Source organism: Solidesulfovibrio carbinolicus (assembly GCF_004135975.1).
Taxonomy (GTDB): Bacteria; Desulfobacterota; Desulfovibrionia; order Desulfovibrionales; family Desulfovibrionaceae; genus Solidesulfovibrio; species Solidesulfovibrio carbinolicus.
In genome coordinates this window covers 1846699-1867697 of record NZ_CP026538.1, presented here as the reverse complement: position 1 = coordinate 1867697, position 20999 = coordinate 1846699, and the positions used below count along the sequence as shown (strand labels likewise).

The following is a 20999-nucleotide window of genomic DNA, read 5'->3' as shown; positions in this document are numbered from 1 at the left end:
TTCTTCGTCTTCCTCTTCCTCTCCTCCGCCCACAGGAGACGCCCATGCCCCAAGACGCCAGTCCCTTTGATCCCTTGCCGACCCCTGAGGAAATCGCCGGCTGGGATCAGGCCAGCGTGGCCGAGTGCGGCATGTCGTTTCTCACGCTCATGGAAAACGCCAGCCGCGAGGCGTATCATGCCCTGGTCGGCGAGGTGGGCGAGGTGGCCGGCAAGCGGGTGCTTTTGCTGGCCGGCCCGGGCAACAACGGCGGCGACGCCGTGGCCCTGGCCCGCCATCTGCACAACCGGAGCGCGGACGTGACCCTGGCCCTGGCCCGGCCTCGGGGACGCTACACGGGCGCGGCCGGCTACAACGTCCGGCTGGCGGCCCGGCTGGGCCTGCCCATGATTCCCCTGGCCAAGGCCGATCTGTCCGGGGCCGGCGCGCCCGACGTCATCGTGGACGGGCTGCTCGGCACGGGTTTTCGCGGCGCGTTGCGCCCGGACATGGCGGCCGTGGTCGAGGCCGTCAACCGGCTGGCCGGGCGGTCGTATATTTTCGCTCTCGACATTCCTTCGGGCCTGGACGGCCTGCATGGCCGCCCTTCGCCTGTGGCCGTGCGGGCCGACGCCACGGTCACCTTCGAGGCGGCCAAGACCGGGCTGGCCGCCGCCCCGGCCGCGCCCTTTGTGGGCAAGCTGCTGGTGCGCGACATCGGCATCCCAACCCTTATCAAGGAGCGCCATCCCTGCCGGGCCGGGCGCATCGCCCCGCGCGTCATGGGGCTTATCGGCCCGGCCGATCCGCTGCTGCACAAGGGCAGCGCCGGCCGGGTGGTGGTGGTCGGCGGCAGCCGGGGGTTGACCGGCGCGCCGCTTCTGGCCGGCTTGACGGCGCTTCGGGCCGGCTCGGGGCTGGTCAGCGTGGCCTGTCCCGGCGCGGTGGAAATCGCGCTCAAGGCCGGTTATCCCGACGTCATGACCATGCCCATGGGCACGGGCGGCCATTTCACCGCTGCCGAGGCCCAGGCCGTGCGCGAGTTTGCCGCCGGAGCCGGCGCCCTCGCCCTGGGGCCGGGCCTGGGCCGCCATCCGGACACGGCCGGTTTTCTTGCCAATCTGCTGCCGCTGCCCTGCCCCGTGGTCCTGGACGCCGACGCCCTGCATTTCCTGGCCGATGACCGCGAACTGGCGGCCAAGGTGGGGGAAAACGCCGTCATGACGCCCCATCCCGGCGAGGCGGCTCGGCTGCTCGGCAAGGACATCCCCGGCGTGGAGGCCGACCGGATGGCCTCGGCCCGGGAACTGGCCGCGCGCTACGGCTGCGTGGCCGTGCTCAAGGGGCCGGCCACGGTGGTGGCCACACCCGAAGGCTATGTGGCCGTCAGCCCCGTCATCGCGCCGAATCTGGCCGTGGGCGGCTCGGGCGACGTGCTCTCGGGACTGCTGGCCAGCCTGCTGGCGCGCCATCTTTCCCCCTTGCTCGCCGCAAGCCTTGCGGTGTATTGGCATGGTCGCGCCGGCGAAGCCCTCGCCGACGCCTATCCCGCACGGGGCAATCTGGCCTCGGAAATCGCCGACATGCTGCCCCGGGCCGCAACGGAGTAACGGATGCTCACAGCCAAGGACGTGATGACCGCAAACGTCGTCACCATCAACGAAGACACGGACATCACCGCCGCCGCCACGCTGTTATTTGAAAAGGGCTACAACGGCGTGCCCGTGGTCAACGCCGCCGGCAAACTGACCGGCATTCTCTGCCAGGCCGATCTGGTGGCCCAGCAGAAAAAGCTGTCCCTGCCCTCGGTGTTTTCCCTGCTCGACGGTTTCATTCCCCTGGGTTCCATGAAGGACCTGGACCGGGAAGTGGAAAAAATGTCGGCCCTGACCGCGTTTCACGCCATGACCGCCAAGCCGGTCACCGTGACCCCGGAAACGCCCATCGACGAAGTGGCCACGCTCATGACCGAAAAGGGCTACCACACCATTCCGGTTCTCTCCGGCGACGCCATCGTCGGCATCATCGGCATGCGCGACATCCTGGGCACGCTGCTCAAGAAGTAGCCCGGGACATGGACCCCAGCCAACCAGCGCGCCTGCGGCTGCCGGACGAGGCGGCCACCTTGGAGCTCGGCCACGCCCTGGCCGCGATCCTGGCCGCCCCGGCCACCCGGGTCGCCCTGCTCTTGCGCGGCGACCTCGGATCAGGCAAAACCACCCTGGTCCGGGGGCTGGCCGGCGCGTTGCCCGGCGGCGACGAGGCCGAGGTGGCCAGTCCGAGTTTCAATATCGTCAATATCTACCCGACCCGGCCCGAGGTGTTCCACGTCGATCTCTACCGGATTCCCGGCGGCGATCCCTGCGTGGAGGAACACCTGGAAGCGGCTATGGAAAACCAAGCCGTGGCGGTCGTGGAATGGGCGCAGCATCTGCCCCGGGCGCTTACGCCGCCGGATCGCCTGGAATGCGACTGGCTGCCGGTCCCGACGGGGAGGCTGTGCGAGCTGACTGCCCACGGGCGGCGAGGCGCGGCGGCCTTGACCGCCTTGATCGCGGCCTGTCCGAACCTGCTTGACCGCTAGCAGGCCGGGCAAGGCCGCTTTTCCCGAATCATCGGAGGCTTTCATGCGGATTATGGTGCAAAAGTACGGCGGCACATCGGTCAAGGGCCTGGAGCGCATGCGCCTGGTCCTGGCCCGCATCCAAAAGGCTCATCAAGAGGGCTTCAAGGTCGTCGTGGCCCTCTCGGCCATGTCCGGCGAGACCAACCGGCTCCTCGACATGGCCAAGGAATTTTCCCCCAATCCCGATCCGGCCGAACTCGACGTGCTGGTCACCACCGGCGAACAGGCGTCCGTGGCGCTATTCGCCATGCTGTGCAAGGACGCCGGCCTACGCGCCCGGTCGCTGCTCGGGTTCCAGATTCCCATCACCACCAATTCCAATTTCTGCCGCGCCCGCATCATGGACATCGACACCCAGCGGATGCGCGGCCTGCTTGAGGACTATGACGTGCTGGTGGTGGCCGGCTTCCAGGGCGTGGACTGCCAGGGCCGTCTGACCACGCTTGGCCGTGGCGGCTCGGACACCACGGGCGTGGCCCTGGCCGCCGCCCTGGAGGCCGAGGTCTGCGAGATCTACACCGACGTCAACGGCGTCTACACCACCGACCCCAACCTGTGCAGCAACGCCCGCAAGCTCGACCGCATCTCCTATGACGAAATGCTGGAGTTCTCCAGCATGGGGGCCAAGGTCCTGCAAATCCGTTCGGTGGAGTTCGCCAAGAAATTCAACGTGCCGGTCCGCGTCCGCTCGACGTTCACCGACGACCCCGGCACCCTGGTCACTTTGGAGGATACGGAAATGGAAGACGTCCTGGTTTCAGGCATCGCCTACGACAAGGACCAGTGCCGCATCACGGTGCGCAACGTCATGGACCGCCCGGGCGTTGCCGCCGCCATCTTCGCCCCCATCGCCGAAGCCGGCATCCTGGTCGATATGATCATCCAGAACACCGGGCGCGAAGGCCGCACAGACATGACCTTCACCATCTCCCGGGGCAACCTCGACAAAACCCTGGCCATCCTCGAAAAGCTCAAGCCCGAGATCGGCGCGGCCGAGGTCCAGCACGACACCAACGTCTGCAAGGTCTCGGTCATCGGCGTGGGGATGCGCAGCCACTCCGGGGTCGCCTCCATGATGTTCGCCATCCTCAAAAAGGAGAACATCAACATCCTCATGATCGCCACCTCCGAAATTAAGATTACCTGCCTCATCGAGGAAAAGTACCTCGAACTGGCCGTTCGGACCCTGCACGACGCCTTCGGGCTATCCCAGGCTCCCACCCCGGCCTGCTAGCGCCCGCCCGGTCAGCCCCGACGACGCTGACCAGGACGGAACGCCAGCATTGTCGCGTTTCCCACGAAAAGCCCGACGTCTTTTCCGGATACGCGACAAGGCAGGTTCCCCCGCGAAACGAGTCTGCGTTTCGCGACCAGGGCCGGCCAAAGCGCACCCCGCGTTTTGCCCGGCCGGCACGCACCGCCCGGGCGCGCCCCAAAGCGCGCCCGGACACCCACGAGCGACACCATGCGACGCGTTTTTATCTACGACACGACCCTTCGGGACGGCACCCAGGCCGAGGACATCAGCCTCACCACCGAGGACAAGCTGCGCATCGCGCTCAAGCTCGACGAGCTCGGCGTGGCCTACATCGAAGGCGGCTGGCCCGGATCGAACCCCACCGACAAGCGGTTTTTCCAGGAAGTCCAGAACTACAGCCTCAAAAACGCGGTCATCGCCGCCTTCGGCAGCACCCACGCCCACCGGGGCACAGCGGCCACCGACCCCAACCTCAAGGCCCTGGTGGAATCCGGCGCGCCCGTGGTCACCATCTTCGGCAAGTCCTGGGACATCCACGTCACCGAGGCCCTGGGCACCACCCTGCCGCGAAACCTCGAACTGGTCGGCGACTCCCTGGCCTTCCTGCGACCCCATGTGAAGGAACTCTTTTTCGACGCCGAGCACTTTTTCGACGGCTTTGCCGCCAACCCGGACTACGCCCTGGCCGTGCTCAAAAAAGCCCATGAGGCCGGCGCCGACGTGCTGGTCCTTTGCGACACCAACGGCGGCACCCTGCCCGGCGACTTCCGCCGCATGGTCGAGGCCGTGACCACGGCCCTGCCCGGCGTGGCCTTCGGCGTCCACGCCCACAACGACTCCGGCGTGGCCGTGGCCAACTCCATCGAAGGCGTGGTCCTGGGGGCCTGCCAGGTCCAGGGCACGATAAACGGCTACGGCGAACGCTGCGGCAACGCCAACCTGTGCTCCATCATCCCCTCCCTGACGCTCAAGTGCGGCGTCGCCTGCCTGCCCGAGGGCAAACTGCAGCTCATCACGCCCACGGCCCACTTCGTCTCCGAGATGGTCAACCAGGCCCCGCCCTCCAACCAGCCCTACGTCGGCGACGCCGCCTTTGCCCACAAGGGCGGCATCCATGTCTCGGCCGTGGTCAAAAATCCGCGCACCTACGAACACATCACCCCGGAAACCGTGGGCAACGCCCGCCGGGTGCTGTTGTCCGACCTCTCGGGCCAGTCCAACATCCTCTACAAGGCCCGGGAATTCGGCTTCGACCTCGACAAGAACGATCCCTTCGTGCTGGAGTTGCTCTCCACCATCAAGGAACGCGAGGCCATGGGCTACGAGTATTCGGCCGCCGAAGCCTCCTACGAGCTGCTCCTTAATCGCGTCCTGGGCCGGGCGCGCAGCTACTTCACCGTCACCCGCTACCGGGTGCTCGACGACAACGTCTACGACCGGGCCGGGCCGATCACCGAAGCCACGGTCATGATCAAGGTGGGCGGACGCGTCAAACATACCGCCGCCTCGGGCATGGGTCCGGTCAACGCCCTGGACAAAGCCATCCGCAAGGCCCTGCGCGGCTTCTACCCGCGCCTGGCCGAAATGCGGCTGCTCGACTTCAAGGTCCGGGTGCTCTCGGGGCTTAAACGCGACGACTGTGAACCCGGCGGCTGCGGCACCGCCTCTCATGTGCGCGTGCTAGTTGAATGCGGCGACGCCGCCAAACGCTGGGTGACCGTGGGGGTGTCCCACAACGGCATCGAAGCCAGCTTCCAGGCCATGGAAGACGCCATCAACTACAAGCTCTTCAGCGACGACAAGGCAAAACTGACGAAAGCGCTGAAGGGATAAGGCCAACTTTAAAACATACGATTGCAGCGGTGAGAGGCGAGAATGAAGAATGCTCCGGCGGCCAAAGGGGCTGAGCCCCTTTGGAAACCCCAATTGGGGTGAGGTGATCCGCCAGGGGGAGACGACGATAGGCGATAGTTTGCTATGATACCGGCCCGCTTCGGTGAAGAGGCGGGCCGTTTTTTCCGAATTGCAGCCTGCCGCCGGCAGCTTGAACACAAAGAGGCGACGCCGTTTCATGGGTCTGGTCCGCTTTCTCCTGGCCGCCGCCGTGGTCATCAACCACACCGGCCCCCTCTACGGTCTGGTCATGACCGACGCCTACATGGCCATCAAGGTCTTCTTCATCATCTCGGGCTTCTACATGGCGCTGATTTTGACCGAGAAATATGCCGGCCCGGGCCAGACGCGCCTTTTTTATTCCAACCGCTTCCTGCGCCTGTTTCCGCTCTACTGGGCCGTGCTCCTGCTCTCGCTTGGGGTGTCGCTGGTCTTCAAGTTCGGCCTCAACACCGCCCTGCTCCTGGGGCCGTGGCAAACCTGGCTGCACAAGCTCGACCCGGCCGTGGCCGCGCTGTTGGCCGCCGCCAACATCACCATCTTCGGCCAGGACATCCTGTTTTTCAGCCACGTCACCGACGCCGGCACGCTGTCTTTTTCCGCCGACGCCCTCTACCGCCCGACCCCGGCCTGGTTTTTCCTGCTCATCCCCCAGGCCTGGACCGTGTCCCTGGAACTCGTCTTCTACGCCTTCGCGCCTTGGCTTGTGCGCCGGGGGACCGGCACGCTGCTGGCCCTGGCCGGCCTGAGCTTCGGCCTGCGCGCCCTGGTCTATCTGGCCGACCTGCCGTTTGATCCCTGGAAACAACGGTTTTTCCCGGTGGAATGCGGTTTTTTCCTCCTGGGCATCCTGTCCTACCGGCTCTATGCCGCGCTCAAGCCCGTGGCCTTTCCCCAGCCGGCCCTGTGGACGGTTTTCGGCGTCTACCTCGCTTCCATCGTGGGCTTCCAGTTCCTGCCCGGCTTTTACGTCAAGGAATTCTATCTCTACGCCGCCACCGTCCTGTCCGTCCCCCTGCTCTTCCGACTGACCAAGCGCCTGCCCCTGGACAGGGCCGTGGGGGAGCTGTCGTATCCCATCTACATCACCCACTGGACGGTCATCATGGCCGTGGAATACGCCTGCGGCCGCACCCATCTGCCGATCATCGCCCTGGCCGTCACCGTGGCGGCGAGCCTGGCGCTCAACAAGCTCGTGGCCGATCCCATCGAACGCCTCCGCCAGCGCCGGGTGCTGGCCAGCCGCTAAACAGCGTCGGGCCAGATTCCTGCGGCTTCCGGCCATTGGCCGCTTGCCCGCCGATGTCGGAGCTATTTCCTGCACTTTTCCTGCCCGTGCGCCCTTTTACATTTTTTCGCGCCGTGTTAGCGTGTCCCCAAGCCAAACCCCAAACACGCGAGGACATCGCCATGGTTGCCATCAAGACCATTCTGTGCGCCCTGGATTTTTCCGAAGTCAGCCCCAAGGTCGCCGCCTACGCCAAGACCCTGGCCGAGGCCCTGGGAGCCAAGGTCGTGGCTCTGTACGTGGCCCCGTCCCTCACCCAGTATGTGGAGTTCCACGTCCAGGCCAGCTACATCGACGATTTCGTTTCCGGCATCGTCAGCGGCGCCTCCGAGACCATGGATTCCTTTGTGCAGGAATATTTCAAGGGCGTGCCCGTGGAAGGCCGGGTCGTGTCCGGCTACGCCGCCGAGGAGATCGTCAACGCCGCCGAGGAAGTGGGCGCGGACCTCATCGTGCTCGGCACCCACGGCCGCAAGGGCATCGACAAGATCCTGTTTGGCTCCGTCGCCGAAAAGGTCATCAAGACCGCCAAGGCTCCGGTGTTGTCCATGCGTCCGGAAGACAAGGCCTCCTAGCGCCGCGTTGTCGGGGCGCGCGCCGCGCAAGCTCGCCGCCGGCTTTTCGCCGGAAGCGCGTTTGCGCGGCGGCTTTTCGACCGCTTGCCTCCGGCTTTTCCAAGGGCGCGGCATGACCGGCCGGCCGCCGAAGCTGCGAAACATGGCCGGGCTGACCCGGCTCTTGGCTGAAGCACGCCCCACTTGAGCGGCCCTTGGTCTCCAACGCCCTTTGGTCGCCTGTCCCGCCTCTTCGCGGGCCGGACGCGCAGCGTTTGCCCTTGCCCTGATCCCTTCCGTCCCATTCCCCCCTTCCTGGGACCGCCCCCGCCGCCTGCTTCCAGCGGGGCATTACCGCCAACGCCGTCCTGGCGCAGCGTTCCCCTGCCGCTCGCCCTCGTTGCCGCCCAAAACGTATCGTCATTTTTGTCACAAACCTGCGCAACCGGAACGTCGAAACAGGACCGAGACCGCCGGAGCGCCCCTCCTGATGACAGACAATTGCTGCTATCTCTTACAAATAACAGTTGCAACAAGCACCAGGCGCCCGGGACCGCGAACATTTTGCCTTTGATTTTTGCCCCAGAAGGGTTAAGGGGTAACCGAACAGAGAATTACCGAAATTTGTTAAAAGGAGCCGCAACCATGCAGAAGCAAACCCTCGAAAAAGTTTTCGAGTACGCCTCCTCGCCAGTCCACGGGACGCTCTCCCGGAAACTCCGCAAGGGCGTGAAAATCCAGATTAACGAAGGAAAAATCTACGAAGCCGCCACGCTGTTTCTCGGCGACGAGTTCGTGCGCGTCACCGTCAAGCAGGGCGAGGAAACCTGCAACTCCTACTATTCCTGGGACAAAATCTGCTGCGTCACCACCATCGGCAAAGTTGACGACTAACCTAACGCCACAGAGAGGGGTTTTGCGCATGAAGGCAAAATCCGGCTGACATTTGGCCCGCGCCGGCCCCCCCCTCTCCCGACGCGGACCATGCGCCGCTCCGTCTCTCCACGGGGCGGCGTTCTTTTTGCCATTTTCGGCATTCGCGCCGCTTTCACTCGACTTGCCAAGAAAGCGATAATGACTATCTCTATCAAAAAGGAGGAAGGCCATGAACACCTCCCTGCATAGCGACTACAAGGGCTTCTCCATCGACCTGACCCCGCGAGGCGATTACTGCGCCACCTTTGCCGTCGATATCCGCGACGGCGAAGGGCGTGTGCTCCATCACCTCGGCGTGGCCGGCAACACCGAAACCCGCGCCGTGGAGCGCGGCCGCGAACTGATCGATTTCGAACTGGCCTACGATCGCCTCCAGTAACCCCGGCCGGACAGAGCCGGGGCCGGGAAGCGACCCCTTCGGGACGTGACGACGGGCCATGTGCGCCTCCCCCGAGACGCAACCCGGACGGAACCGAGCGCAACGATCCCAATGCCTGTACCGGCTGGGGAGCGGCAGGCCTTCCAGGCCCTCCCCGACGACTGGCCCTTCGGCCGATTTGGTGATACCCCCCGGGGTCCGTAGACCAACCCCGGGGGTTTTTCATGGCATCCGTACCCGTCACCGTGCTCACCGGCTTTCTCGGGGCCGGCAAGACCACGCTGTTAAATCGCCTCCTCACCGAGGCCCATGGCCGCAGGTTCGCCGTCATCGTCAACGAATTCGGCGAAATCGGCATCGACAACGATTTGGTGGTCTCCTCCGATGAGGAGATCTACCTCATGAACAACGGCTGCATCTGTTGTTCCGTACGCGGCGACCTCATCCGCGTGCTGTCCGGCCTGGCCAAGCGCCGGGGCGCCTACGACGCCGTGCTGGTCGAAACCACCGGCCTGGCCGATCCCGCCGCCATCATCCAGACCTTTTCCATGGACGAGGACACCGGCGACGCCTTTCGCCTCGACTCCGTGGTCACCGTGGTCGACGCCCTGCACTTTCGCCGCCACGCCGCCGAAAACCGCCAGGCCCTGGAACAGGTCGTCTATGCCGACCTGATCCTGCTCAACAAGACCGACCTCGTGCCCGAGGCCGAGCTGGCCGACATCCGCCAGGCCATTGCCCGAATCAACGACACGGCCCAGGTCCTGGAAACCACGCGTTGCCAGGTGCCCATGGACGTGCTCCTGGACCGCAACGCCTTTGACTTGACCCGCCTGCCCCTGGGCCAGCCGGCGCCGGCCGGGCCTGCCCCGGGCGGGCTGGCTCCCTATCGGCCTGAAGAGGACCATCAGCACGGCCATGTCCACGACCATGGCATCCAGTCCCTGAGCTTCACCCTGGACGCCCCCCTGGACCCGGACAAGCTCGGCGAATTCCTGCGCACGCTGCTCGCCTCCAAGGGACAGGACATCTACCGCTCCAAGGGCATCCTGTCCGTGGCCGGGGCCAAGCAGCGCTTTATTTTCCACGGCGTGCACATGTATCTGGAAACCGCCTGGGGCACGCCCTGGGCCGAGGGCGAAACGCGCCAGAGCCGGGCCGTGTTCATCGGCCGCGACCTGGACCGGACATCCCTCGAAGACGGCCTCGCCGGTTGCGCGGCCAAGGAGGCCTAGGACCATGACGTTTACTCCCGACGCGGAACTCAAGGGCCTCATGCGGGCCGATTTCGGCGCGTATGTCGCCTCTTGCGCCTTTTCCTCCGATGGCGAAACCATTGCCTACGCCCTGGGCGACGGCCGCCTCGCCCTGGTCGAGGCCGAGACCGGCGAGACCGAATTCGCCGCGCCCCACACCGGCGCGGCCCTGTGTCTGGCCGCCTCCCCCTACGGCTTTCTCACCGGCGGCGACGACGGCCGGGTCGTCCTGACCACCCTGGAAACCGGCTGCCGCGAACTGGCCGCCTTCCCCGGCCAGTGGGTCGAACACGCCGCCGCCAGCCCCGACGGCCGGGTGCTGGCCGTGGCCGTGGGCAAGCAGGTGGTGCTGTTCCCCGGACCCGACTTCACCCCGGCTCCACTGCCGGAACTGGCAAGCGCCGTGGCCGGCCTGGCCGTCAGCCCAGACGGCCGCACCCTGGCCGCCAGCCACTACGACGGCGTCACCGTCTATGCCCCGCCGCGCCCGGGCACGCCCGGCAACCGTCTGGAAGGGGCCGGTTCCAACCTCACCGTGGTCTTCTCCCCGGACAACGACAAGATGGCCCTGGCCACCCAGGACAAGTCCGTGCGCGTCTACGATCTGGCCCAGTCTGCCGGCTACCTTCTGGAAGGCTACCCGGCCAAGGTGCGCTGCCTGTCCTTTTCCAGCGACGGCGGCACGCTGTGGACCGGCGGCGAACGCGCCTTTGTCGGCTGGCCCGTGGGCGCGGACGTTGATCCGGCCACCCGCGAAGCCACGGTATTTGGCATCTTCGAACACGGCATGCTCGGGGCCGTGGCCGCCCATCCCGCCCTGCCGCTGGTGGCCGGCGGCTTCGACGGCGGCGTGGTGTTCCTCGGCAGCGCCTCGCGCAAGGGGGCCGCGCCGCTTTTCGCCCTGGAAAGCCACCGCGTGACCAGCCTCGTGTGGTCCCCGGACGGCCGCCATCTGGCCGGCGGCAGCGACGGCGGACCGGCGTTTTTTATGAAGATGGCGTAACGAGGAAGCAAGACAGGAAGAGAGCTCCGGCGGCCGGGAGGGGCTAAGCCCCTCCCGGACCCTCCCTGAATGGGGGAGGACGAGGGCACTTCATGATATGGACGCCCTGGAATCCGGCGAGGGATTTCAGGGCGTTTTGCTTGGCTATTTGAGCAACTCGCCAATGGCCGTCTGAACCCTGCCCAGCTCCTCGACCACCAGCCGACAGGCGTCGCGGCAGCCTGCGGAGTTGCCGGAAAGACCGGCTTCTTGCAGCTTGCGCGCGCCTTCGGTCAGCCCCCTGGCCCGCAGCGGCACAGCCATGCCGAGCAGGGTGTGGGCGGCGTCGCCGGCCGCTTCCCAGTTCGCCTCCCGCATGGCCGTTTCCAGGGAAACCACCACCTGCGGGCTCTCCTCCAGAAACATGCGGCAAATTTCCCGGGCAAAGGCCGACTTGCCCCGCTGTTCGTAGTAGTCGAGGTCCATGACCCCGGTGGCGGACACGGCCGCCTTGGCCGGCTCGACCGGACGGGACAGCACCCGGCGCATGACCATAAACAGCTCGTCCACGTCCACCGGCTTGGACACGTAGTCGTCCAACCCCACCGACAAAAACCGCTCCCGGTCTCCCTTCATGCTGTAGGCGGTCAGCGCCACCACCGGCATCCCCCGGGCCGCCTCCCCGACCTCGCCCTCCCGGATGCGCCGGGTGGCCTCGGCCCCGTCCATCTCCGGCATCTGGATGTCCATGAGCACGAGATCGGCCGGTTCCTGACACAAAAGCTCCAAGGCCTGCAGGCCCGAACCGGCCAGACGCACCTGGCAGCCGGCTTCGGTCAGAAAATGCTTGAGGAAAAGGCGATTGACCTGGTTGTCTTCGGCCAAAAGCACCCGCAACCCGGCAAAACCGCCGGCCTGGGCGGCGCATGCCAGCCGCTCCGGCTCAGGCGCGGCCGCGCTCGCCGGGCGCAGGGACACGGTAAAAGTGAACGCGCTGCCCTGGCCCGGCACACTCTCCACATCGATGGACCCGCCCATCATCTCCACCAGCCGCCGGCTGATGGCCAGCCCCAGCCCCGTGCCGCCGTAGCGTTTGGCCCGGGTGGATTCGAGTTGGGAAAAGACCTGGAAAAGCTCGTGCAGCCGGTCCTCGGGGATGCCGATGCCGGTGTCGCGCACGCTGCACGACACCAGCATGGGATCGCCCGGCCGGGCCAGGGACAACGTCACTTCCACCTCGCCCTGGTCCGTGAATTTGAGCGCGTTGCCGACCAGATTGCGCACCACCTGCATGATGCGGTCAGGGTCGCCGTGGACCATGGCCGGCACCTGCGGATCGATGCGCACCCCCAGGATCAACCCCTTTTGCCGGGCCAAGAACTGGAAGGACTTCATGGTCCGGTCCAGGGTGTCGCGCGGGTCGAAGTCCACCGGCACGAACTCCATCTTGCCGGCCTCGATCTTGGAGAAATCCAGGATGTCGTTGACGATGCCCAGAAGCGACCGGGAGGAATCGAGGATCAGTTCCAGGTTCTCCCGGATCTCCGGCCTGGGGTTCTGGGTCAGGGTCATCTGGGTGAGGCCGATGATGCCGGACAAAGGCGTACGGATCTCGTGGCTCATGTTGGCCAGAAAGCCGCTCTTGGCCTGACTTGCCGCCTCGGCTTGGCGCCTGGCCGTGGTCAGGTCCTCCTCGCGGCGGCGTTCCTTGACGTGGCGCAACACCCCTTCGCCAAGCAGCGTCAGGCGGTTGATGTCGTCGTCGCCGTACGGCGTGGCCCGGCCGGCCACAGCCAGAATAAAGGTCTGCCCGTCGCCGCGAAGGGCCGTGGCCAGCCGACAGCAGGGCGTGTCTCCCACCACCGGCCGCAGGTCGCCCACGGCCATGGCCAGGCTTGGCGAGTCCCGCAGGTCGAATTCCCGCGTCCCTTGCCCAAGCCCGAAGACGGCCAGGGCTTCGCTGCCGGCGGCCAATACGGCAAAGCGGCCCGTCGCCGGGTCGGACATGGCCGCAAGCCCGCTCTTGCTGGCCGTCAGGGCCACGCCCCGGGAGAGCACGAACTCGCCCAGAGCGGCCAGATTGGCCCCGCGCATACGCCCCAGGCGCAACAAGGCCTCCAGGGTGTTGGCGTGCAGGGTGAGCCGGGCCGCGGTGCGCCGCGCCTCGGTCACGTCCAGGAGATGGGAAATGAAATAGAGCGGTTCCCCACCGCTGCCGCGCACGAGCTTGGCCGAGACCTGCCCCCAGACCTCCTCGCCCGAGGCATGGCGGTAACGCTTCTCGAAACGGAATTCCTCGCGCACCCCGGCCAGGGCCAGGGAAATGAAACGCGGGCTGACTGCTTCGTGGCCTTCGGCGGCAAGATCATTGATGGTTTTACCAAGCAGCGCCTCGGATTCGTAACCGAAAAATCGGCACAGGGCCGCGTTGACCCGCAGAAATCGGCCGTCCAGGCCCACCATGGCCAGACCTTCGTTGGCGTTTTCGAAGGCCAGCCGGAACAGTTCCTCGCTCTTGGCCAGGGCTTCCTCGGCCTGCCGCCGGCCGGTCACGTCCACAAGGGCCGCCAGGGAGCGTCGAAAGGTCCCCGTGGCGTCGTATTCGCCCACAGCGGACAGCGACACCTCGATGACGCGCTCGTCGCTGGCCACGAGCTGGTACGGCTTGTCCGTGAGGCGGCCCTCCCGCACGAACCGCGGCAGGGTCGCCTCGAAATCGGCCCGGGAGGCCGGCGTCATGAAATCGCCAAACGAACGCCCAACCACCGCGTCCAGGCTGTAGCCCAAGGTCTGCCGCCACATGGCGTTGACCGACAACAACCTCCCCCGGACATCCAGGGAATGCAGCATCACCGGCGCTTTTTCGTAGAGGCTGCGCACGAGCTCCAGGGACAAAACGGGATCAATGGACGGCGTATCGGCCATGCCTGGCTCCTTTGCGGGGTTGCGCTTCCTGGCGTCGGGACTTGCCAAGCGCTCGTCGAGTGCGCATTCTACGCCAGGGTCGCGCCCAAGACAACGCGGCGCGGCCAAGGGCCATGCCCGCCCGCCCTCCCGGCCGAAAGCCGGTATTTCGGGCGCGGCGCGGCGCGGCAAGGGAGACGACAACATGCAAAAGACCCAATGCCTCGTCATCGGCTCCGGCCCGGCCGGCCTTTCCGCCGCCATTTACACCGCCCGGGCCGGCATGGAAACCCTGGTCGCCGGCTGCGAACCCAAAATCGCCGGCGATTACGATATCGACAACTATTTCGGCTTCCCGGAAACCATTTCCGGCCGCGAACTCATCGAACGCGGCGTCAAGCAAGCCCAGCGCTTCGGCGCGCGCATCGCCTGCGAACGCGTGCTGGCCGTGCACATGACCGAGACCGGCGGCTTCCACTGCGTCACCGACAAGGAAGAAATCGAGGCCGAGGCCATCGTCATCGCCGCCGGCGTCAACCGGGTGCGCCCCGGCATCGCCAACATCGGCGACTACGACGGCAAGGGCGTCTCCTACTGCGTCAGCTGCGACGGCTTTTTCTACCGGGGCCGCAAGGTGGTCGTGGTCGGCGAAGGCAACTACGCCGCCAACCAAGCCCTGGAACTGACCAATTTCACCTCCGACGTCGTCATCTACACCCAGGGCAAGGAACCGGCCATGGACGAGCGGTTCGCCGCCAGCCTGGCCGAAGCCGGCATCACCGTCTCCACCGCCAAGATTATACGCCTCTCCGGCCAACCGGCCATGACCGGCGCAACCTTGGAGGACGGGACCGAAATCGCCGCCGAGGGCCTTTTCGTGGCCATGGGCCAGGCCTCGGCCCTGGACTTCGCCAAGACCCTGGGCGTCGCCACCCGGGGCGCGTTCATCGAGGCCGACCACGAGCAAAAGACCAACGTGCCCGGCGTGTTCGCCGCCGGCGACTGCGTGGGCCATTTCATGCAAATCAGCGTGGCCGTGGGCGAAGGCGCCAAGGCCGGCCGCGCCGCCATCGCCCATGTGAAGGAACGCGCCGGCAAGGACGCCAAATAAGCAGGGAGGAATGCCTCCGGCGGCCGGGAGGGGGTACCCCCCTCCCGGACCCTCCCTGCATGGGCACGGCGACGGGCGGGAGTGTTGCGGTCGGGCTGGGTCTTGACAGAGCCAAGGAGCACGGCGTATCAATACCAGTTCGCTATCGCGGCATGGGCCTATAGCTCAGTTGGCAGAGCCACCGGCTCATAACCGGCAGGTCCCAGGTTCGAATCCTGGTGGGCCCACCACGACGAAGGTTCCATGACAGCAATCGTCGCCTTTTTCTATACGCCCTCCGCCACCGCCCACGCGGCGGCCAAGGGGCTCCTCCAGAGGCGCTTTTTTGCCGACACGGCCCCAAAAAGCGCCTTTTGCGTTCTCCCATGCGCGTAGCCGACCTCATCGCCCGCATCGAGGCCGTGGCCGACCCGGCCCGAGCCGCTTCCTGGGACCGCAGCGGCGTCCAGATCGCCGGAACCGTCCCGTCCTGCGCCCGCCTCGCCGTCACCCTCGATCCGCTGCCGGACGTGGTGGCCCAGGCCCTGGACTGGGGGGCCGAAGTCGTCCTGGCCCACCATCCGCTCACCCTCTCCCCGCGCCTGCCCGACCGCCTCGACGACTACCACCGCGTCCTGGCCCTGGTCATGGCCAGCGGGGCGACCCTCTACAGCGCCCACACCTCCCTGGACGTGGTCACCGACGGCCCGGCCGGCTGGCTGGCCGACGCCCTCGGCCTGACCGGACGCCGCGTCCTGGAACCGGCCGGCCGTGTGCCGCACCTCGCCCTGCGCTTCGTCGCCAAGGGCCGCGCCGAGGCCCTGCAGGCCGCCCTGGCCGCCCTGCCCGGAGTCACGGCCTTTGCCTTGGGGTCGGACGGCATCGAAGCCGTCTGCCCGCCCCGGCTGCGCCAGACAGCCCAGGCAGCCGCCCTGGCCGCCGTGCCCGAGGCCGCCCTGGTCGCCGTGCAGGAACTGGCCGAGCCGGCCGAAGTCTACGGCTACGGCCTTGTCGGCGACCTGCCCGCGCCCGTCGCGCCCCAGGCGCTGCTGGCGCAGCTGGGCGAACTGCTGCCGCGCCCCTTTTTCACCCTGGCCGGCTCGCTGCCGGACCGGATTTCCCGCCTTGCCTACTGCCCCGGCTCCGGGGCCGACATGGCTCCGCGGGCCTTTGCCGCCGGAGCCGACGTCTACGTCACCGGCGATCTCAAGTACCATCAAGCCCAGGCCGTGCCGGCCGGGCGCTGCCTGATCGACGTCGGGCATTTCTCCCTGGAAGAAGTCATGATGCGGCGTTTCGCCGCCCTTATAGCCGCCGAATGCGGCCCTGACGGCCCCGAAGTCCGCTATTTCCCTGGTCGGGACCCCATGGCCGCCTGCCGCCCGGACGACCACGTCGCCCGGGACGAATAACCACTCGGAGAGACAGTCATGTATTTGAAACAGATCGAACAGCTCGTGGTCCTGCAGAAGGTCGACGACGAAATCGTCCTGCTCCAGGATGAACTCAAACGGGCCCCGGAACAGATCATTGAGCTCGAAAAGCGCCGCCAGGACATTGAGGACAGCGCCGAGCTCGTCCGCGACAAGCTCAAGTATCTGACCGACCAGCAAAAGCGCCTGGACGGCGAAATCGAAACCGATTCCGTGCGGCTCAAAAAGAGCAAAAGCAAGATGATGATGGTCGGCAACCAGAAAGAATATCACGCCATGATGCGCGAGATGGACAATCTGGAAAAGCAAAACCGCGGCCGCGAAGAGGAAAAGACCACCGTCGCCGAGGAACTCTCCCGCCAAAACCAGGAGCTGGCCGACATCGACGGTCAGGCCAAGGAACTCGACAGCGAACTGGTCGTGGCCCGCGAAAGCCTCGACGCCCGCATCCAGCAGGCCCAGAGCCGCCTGGACGAACTCGGTCTGCGCCGCAACGAAGCCGGCCAGGCCGTGCCCCGTCCCATCCTCCAGCGCTACGAATTCATCCGCTCGCGCCTTAAAAACCCGGTCATCGTGCCCGTCAACGCCGGCATCTGCTCGGGCTGCCATATCGCCATCCCGCCCCAGTCGTTCATCGAACTGCAAAAGGGCATCCAGATCCTGAGCTGTCCCAACTGCCAGCGGCTCATCTACTGGAGCGAACACATCGAACCCGAAGTCAAGCCCGAGGACGAAGCCGCCGAGAACGCGGCTGATTAAGGCGAGAGTAGAAAGAGAATAGAAAGAGAATAGAGAAGATGCCTCCGGCGGCCGGGGGCCTGAGGCCCCCGGACCCCCCAAATGAGTGATGGGGTCAAGGGGCTACTGCGGCAATCGGGAGGGCGGACGTTCTCCGGTTGTGAGCGAGGCTCAATAGCTTCGGGCCGCGCGTCCGACCGGTCTTCTCCAAGCTTGTACGAGCGCTCCGCTTTCTGGCGAATACCTGAAAAAGCCGGCCCCGCGCCGGCTTTTTCTTTTGTGGATCGGGGTTGGTGCATGGGCAGCGCGCTGCCCGATTGCCGGCCCCGCACAAGCGAGTTCACGCCAGCCCCGGAGCTGGTCGGTAAACGGCGTCGATTTCTCGGTGAACGGTCTTTTGTCCCAAGCCCGATACGATTATTGGATTGTTTCCGCCATTGGCCGATTTACGCTTTTCGGGCCGGGCGCTTTACGGCACTGTGCCCCCATACGCGACGCCAAATCCCAACCGGGAGGAATCCATGACCGCCGACAATATCCAAAGCCTCCAGCAGGAAGGACGCACCTTCGAACCGCCCGCCGCCGGACGCGACACCGCCTACATTAAAAGCCTCGACGAATACCGCGCCATCTACAAACGCTCCATCGAAGACCCCGAGGGCTACTGGGCCGAGCGCGCCACCGACCTGCTGACCTGGGAATCCCCCTGGGACAAGGTCCTCGAATACGATTTCAACGCCCCCGAAATCAAATGGTTCGCCGGCGGCAAGCTCAACGCCGCCTACAACTGCCTGGACCGCCATCTGACCAACGGCCGCCGCAACAAGGCCGCCATCATCTGGCAGGGCGAGAAAGACGAGGACGTGCGCACCTACACCTATCAGATGCTCCACGACGAAGTCTGCCGGTTTGCCAACGTGCTCAAGAAGATGGGCGTCAAAAAGGGCGACCGGGTGAGCCTGTACCTGCCCATGGTGCCGGAACTGGCCATCGCCATGCTGGCCTGCGCCCGCATCGGCGCGCCCCACAGCATCGTTTTCGCCGGCTTTTCGGCCCATAGCCTGCGCGACCGCGTCAACGACTGCGAATCCAAGGTCATCGTGGTCAGCGACGCCGTCATCCGCTCGGGCAAGACCATCCCGCTCAAGCCCAACGCCGACGAAGCCCTCAAGGAATGCCCGACCATCGATAAATGCATCGTGCTGCGCCACGCCGGCAACGACGTGGAGATGCAGCCCGGCCGCGACGTCTGGTGGCACGACGTCATGGCCGACCACGACGTCGAGGGCGATTGCCCGGCCGAGTCCATGGACGCCGAGGATGTGCTGTTTATCCTCTACACCTCCGGCTCCACCGGCAAGCCCAAGGGCGTCTACCACACCACCGGCGGCTACCTGACCTACGCCGCCCACACCTCGCAGATCGTTTTCGACCTCAAAGACGACGACATCCACTGGTGCACCGCCGACATCGGCTGGATCACCGGCCATTCCTACATCGTCTACGGCCCGCTGGCCCTGGGCGCGACCTCGCTCATGTTCGAGAGCGTGCCCACCTACCCGGCCCCGGACCGCTTCTGGCAGATCTGCTCCAAGTTCAAGGTCAACGTCTTCTACACCGCGCCCACGGTCATCCGCTCGCTCATGAAGTCCGGCCCGGCCTGGACCCAGAAGCACGACCTGTCGTCGCTGCGCATCCTCGGATCGGTTGGCGAACCCATCAACCCCGAAGCCTGGATGTGGTACCATGACCACATTGGCGGCTCGAAGCTGCCCATCGTGGACACCTGGTGGCAGACCGAGACCGGCGGGCTCATGATTTCGCCGCTGCCCTACGCCACGCCGCTCAAGCCCGGTTCGGCTTCGCTGCCGCTGCCCGGCATCGATCCGGCCATCGTGGACATGGAAAACAAGGAAGTCGGCCCCAACCAGGGCGGATTCCTGGTCATCCGCAAGCCCTGGCCCGGGATGCTGCGCGGCATCTGGGGGGCCAAGGACCGCTTCAAGCAGCAGTATTTCGCGGCGTTCAAGGGCTGCTACGAGTCCGGCGACGGGGCCAGGCGCGACGAGGACGGCTATTTCTGGATCATGGGCCGGGTCGACGACGTCATTAACGTCTCCGGCCACCGCATGGGCACGGCCGAGATCGAATCGGCCCTGGTGTCGCACCCGACCGTGGCCGAAGCGGCCGTGGTCGGCATGCCCCACGACATCAAGGGCCAGTGCATCTACGCCTACGTGACGCTGAAAGCCGGCTACGACGAGAGCGAGGAGCTGCTCAAGGGCCTCAAGCTCCATGTGCGCAAGGAGATCGGCCCCATCGCCGCGCCGGAGGTGATCCAGTTCGCCCCAGGCCTGCCCAAGACACGCAGCGGCAAGATCATGCGGCGCATCCTGCGCAAAATCGCCTCGGACGAAGTGGAAAGCTTGGGCGACACCTCGACCCTGGCCGATCCGAGCGTGGTGAACGAGCTCATCGACGGCAAGAAGCGGTTGTTTGGAAAATAGGCGACGCCTGACCAATAATAGAAGAATAAATCAAGGCGGCCCGGGGGTGAGAATACCCCTGGGCCGCTTTTTATTAATTCTGATAATAATACTGACAAATGAACGGCGAACCGGACTACCGAACAAAACAAATGCAATACACGAATAAACCCCTATCCCTGTGACTTTCCATACTATTTGTGTCAGAATCGGCGAGATGTCCGAATCGACATGAAGGAAGTCGCAATGACCGTGCAAAAAGCTATCGATAATTTTCTGTTACACTGCAGACTCGAAAGGGGATTGGCGCCATTTACTTTGACGGCTTACAAGTTGGACCTCAGTCAATTCCAAGAGAAACGGTACGTGGCATCGCTGAACTCCGTAACAGAAATAGACAAGAATGTTATACGCAATTATTTATCGTGGCTGGACGACAATTACAAACCACGAAGCATAAAACGAAAGATCGCAACACTTAAATCGTTTTTTTCTTTCCTTGAACAAGAGGAGCACATCGAAAACTCGCCATTCAGGAAGCTCAGACTCAGACTTGACAGAGCGGTAAATTTACCGAGAACTCTATCATTACCATCCGTCAACAAGCTACTGAAAGCAGCATACAATTCGCTCGAAAGAGCTAAACAAGACACAGCCAACTACAAAGAGAAGACCAGAGATATTGCCGTACTGGAAATACTATTCTCCACAGGCATCAGGGTTTCTGAACTATGCAAGCTGAAAGTTTCCGACGTCGACTTAAGAAACCAACAAATACTTGTACTTGGAAAAGGAAAACGCGAACGAGTAATACCATTATGCAACGACTCAACAGTCAATGCGCTGACTACCTACATGGCCCAATACACTGAATACCTTGATCCAAGCACCCAATTTTTTCTAAATAGAGACAAACGCCCGCTCTCCGACCAATCCGTACGCCATATCATAAAAAAATACAACACTCTATCTTGCATACCAGAACATGCGACACCACATATGTTCAGACACACCATAGCCACATTGCTGCTTGAAAATGGAGTGGACATCCGAAATATTCAAAAACTTTTGGGACACAGCTCCTTGGCCGTCACGGAGATATACACCCATGTCAGCCTCTCGGCCCAAAGGGAAGCCTTAACGGAACGCCACCCCCGCCTCCAACTCAATGCCGAGGAGAACAATCGATAATTGAGA

Annotated in this window: 17 protein-coding genes and 1 tRNA gene; 17 read left to right on the top strand and 1 reads right to left on the bottom strand. The window is 64.8% G+C overall.

The window, feature by feature from the left end:
• The first annotated feature begins 44 nt into the window (after positions 1–44).
• From C3Y92_RS08300 to C3Y92_RS08250, 11 genes are all read left to right on the top strand, one after another.
• The gene (locus C3Y92_RS08300; RefSeq protein ID WP_129351554.1) at positions 45–1589 is read left to right on the top strand and encodes an NAD(P)H-hydrate dehydratase; all 1545 of its coding nucleotides are present in this window, start codon (positions 45–47) and stop codon (positions 1587–1589) included.
• A gap of 3 nt (positions 1590–1592) precedes the next feature.
• The gene (locus C3Y92_RS08295; RefSeq protein ID WP_129351552.1) at positions 1593–2045 is read left to right on the top strand and encodes a CBS domain-containing protein; all 453 of its coding nucleotides are present in this window, start codon (positions 1593–1595) and stop codon (positions 2043–2045) included.
• 8 nt (positions 2046–2053) lie between these two features.
• Positions 2054–2563 carry a tRNA (adenosine(37)-N6)-threonylcarbamoyltransferase complex ATPase subunit type 1 TsaE gene (gene tsaE / locus C3Y92_RS08290; RefSeq protein WP_129351550.1) on the top strand — a complete coding sequence of 170 codons (510 nt, stop codon included), beginning with the start codon at positions 2054–2056 and terminating at the stop codon, positions 2561–2563.
• A 43-nt stretch (positions 2564–2606) separates the two neighbouring features.
• On the top strand, positions 2607–3839 hold the full coding sequence (locus C3Y92_RS08285; protein ID WP_129351548.1) for an aspartate kinase: 1233 nt from the start codon (positions 2607–2609) through the stop codon (positions 3837–3839).
• Between the two features lie 231 nt (positions 3840–4070).
• On the top strand, positions 4071–5696 hold the full coding sequence (gene cimA / locus C3Y92_RS08280; RefSeq protein WP_129351546.1) for a citramalate synthase: 1626 nt from the start codon (positions 4071–4073) through the stop codon (positions 5694–5696).
• Between the two features lie 238 nt (positions 5697–5934).
• Complete coding sequence (locus C3Y92_RS08275; protein WP_129351544.1) at positions 5935–7005, top strand: acyltransferase family protein; 1071 nt, start codon at positions 5935–5937, stop codon at positions 7003–7005.
• A gap of 161 nt (positions 7006–7166) precedes the next feature.
• Entirely contained in the window at positions 7167–7619 is a 453-nt protein-coding gene (locus tag C3Y92_RS08270) for a universal stress protein (protein WP_129351542.1), read from the top strand.
• 624 nt (positions 7620–8243) lie between these two features.
• Positions 8244–8492: a hypothetical protein gene (locus C3Y92_RS08265; protein WP_129351540.1), complete on the top strand. Its 249-nt coding sequence runs from the start codon at positions 8244–8246 to the stop codon at positions 8490–8492.
• A gap of 211 nt (positions 8493–8703) precedes the next feature.
• Positions 8704–8913: a hypothetical protein gene (locus C3Y92_RS08260; RefSeq protein ID WP_129351538.1), complete on the top strand. Its 210-nt coding sequence runs from the start codon at positions 8704–8706 to the stop codon at positions 8911–8913.
• Between the two features lie 224 nt (positions 8914–9137).
• A complete protein-coding gene (locus tag C3Y92_RS08255) occupies positions 9138–10148 on the top strand; it encodes a CobW family GTP-binding protein (protein WP_129351536.1) in 1011 nt (336 codons plus the stop codon).
• Between the two features lie 4 nt (positions 10149–10152).
• Positions 10153–11172, top strand: a complete 1020-nt coding sequence (locus C3Y92_RS08250) for a WD40 repeat domain-containing protein (RefSeq protein WP_129351534.1) — start codon at positions 10153–10155, stop codon at positions 11170–11172.
• 144 nt (positions 11173–11316) lie between these two features.
• On the opposite strand, the gene C3Y92_RS08245 is transcribed toward C3Y92_RS08250, so the two are convergent.
• Positions 11317–14076: a PAS domain S-box protein gene (locus tag C3Y92_RS08245; protein ID WP_129351532.1), complete on the bottom strand. Its 2760-nt coding sequence runs from the start codon at positions 14074–14076 to the stop codon at positions 11317–11319.
• A 184-nt stretch (positions 14077–14260) separates the two neighbouring features.
• Between C3Y92_RS08245 and C3Y92_RS08240 the strand changes: the two genes are divergently transcribed.
• The 6 genes from C3Y92_RS08240 (at position 14261) to C3Y92_RS08215 (ending at position 20993) form a co-directional block, all read left to right on the top strand.
• Positions 14261–15166 carry an NAD(P)/FAD-dependent oxidoreductase gene (locus C3Y92_RS08240; protein WP_129351530.1) on the top strand — a complete coding sequence of 302 codons (906 nt, stop codon included), beginning with the start codon at positions 14261–14263 and terminating at the stop codon, positions 15164–15166.
• A gap of 154 nt (positions 15167–15320) precedes the next feature.
• A tRNA-Ile gene (locus tag C3Y92_RS08235) sits at positions 15321–15396 on the top strand.
• A gap of 135 nt (positions 15397–15531) precedes the next feature.
• Positions 15532–16557 (top strand): Nif3-like dinuclear metal center hexameric protein, encoded by a 1026-nt coding sequence (locus C3Y92_RS08230; RefSeq protein WP_129351528.1) that lies wholly within the window; start codon positions 15532–15534, stop codon positions 16555–16557.
• 18 nt (positions 16558–16575) lie between these two features.
• On the top strand, positions 16576–17337 hold the full coding sequence (locus C3Y92_RS08225; RefSeq protein WP_129351526.1) for a zinc ribbon domain-containing protein: 762 nt from the start codon (positions 16576–16578) through the stop codon (positions 17335–17337).
• A gap of 500 nt (positions 17338–17837) precedes the next feature.
• Positions 17838–19823, top strand: a complete 1986-nt coding sequence (gene acs / locus C3Y92_RS08220; protein WP_129351524.1) for an acetate--CoA ligase — start codon at positions 17838–17840, stop codon at positions 19821–19823.
• Between the two features lie 225 nt (positions 19824–20048).
• Positions 20049–20993 (top strand): tyrosine-type recombinase/integrase, encoded by a 945-nt coding sequence (locus tag C3Y92_RS08215; RefSeq protein WP_129351522.1) that lies wholly within the window; start codon positions 20049–20051, stop codon positions 20991–20993.
• Positions 20994–20999 lie beyond the last annotated feature (6 nt).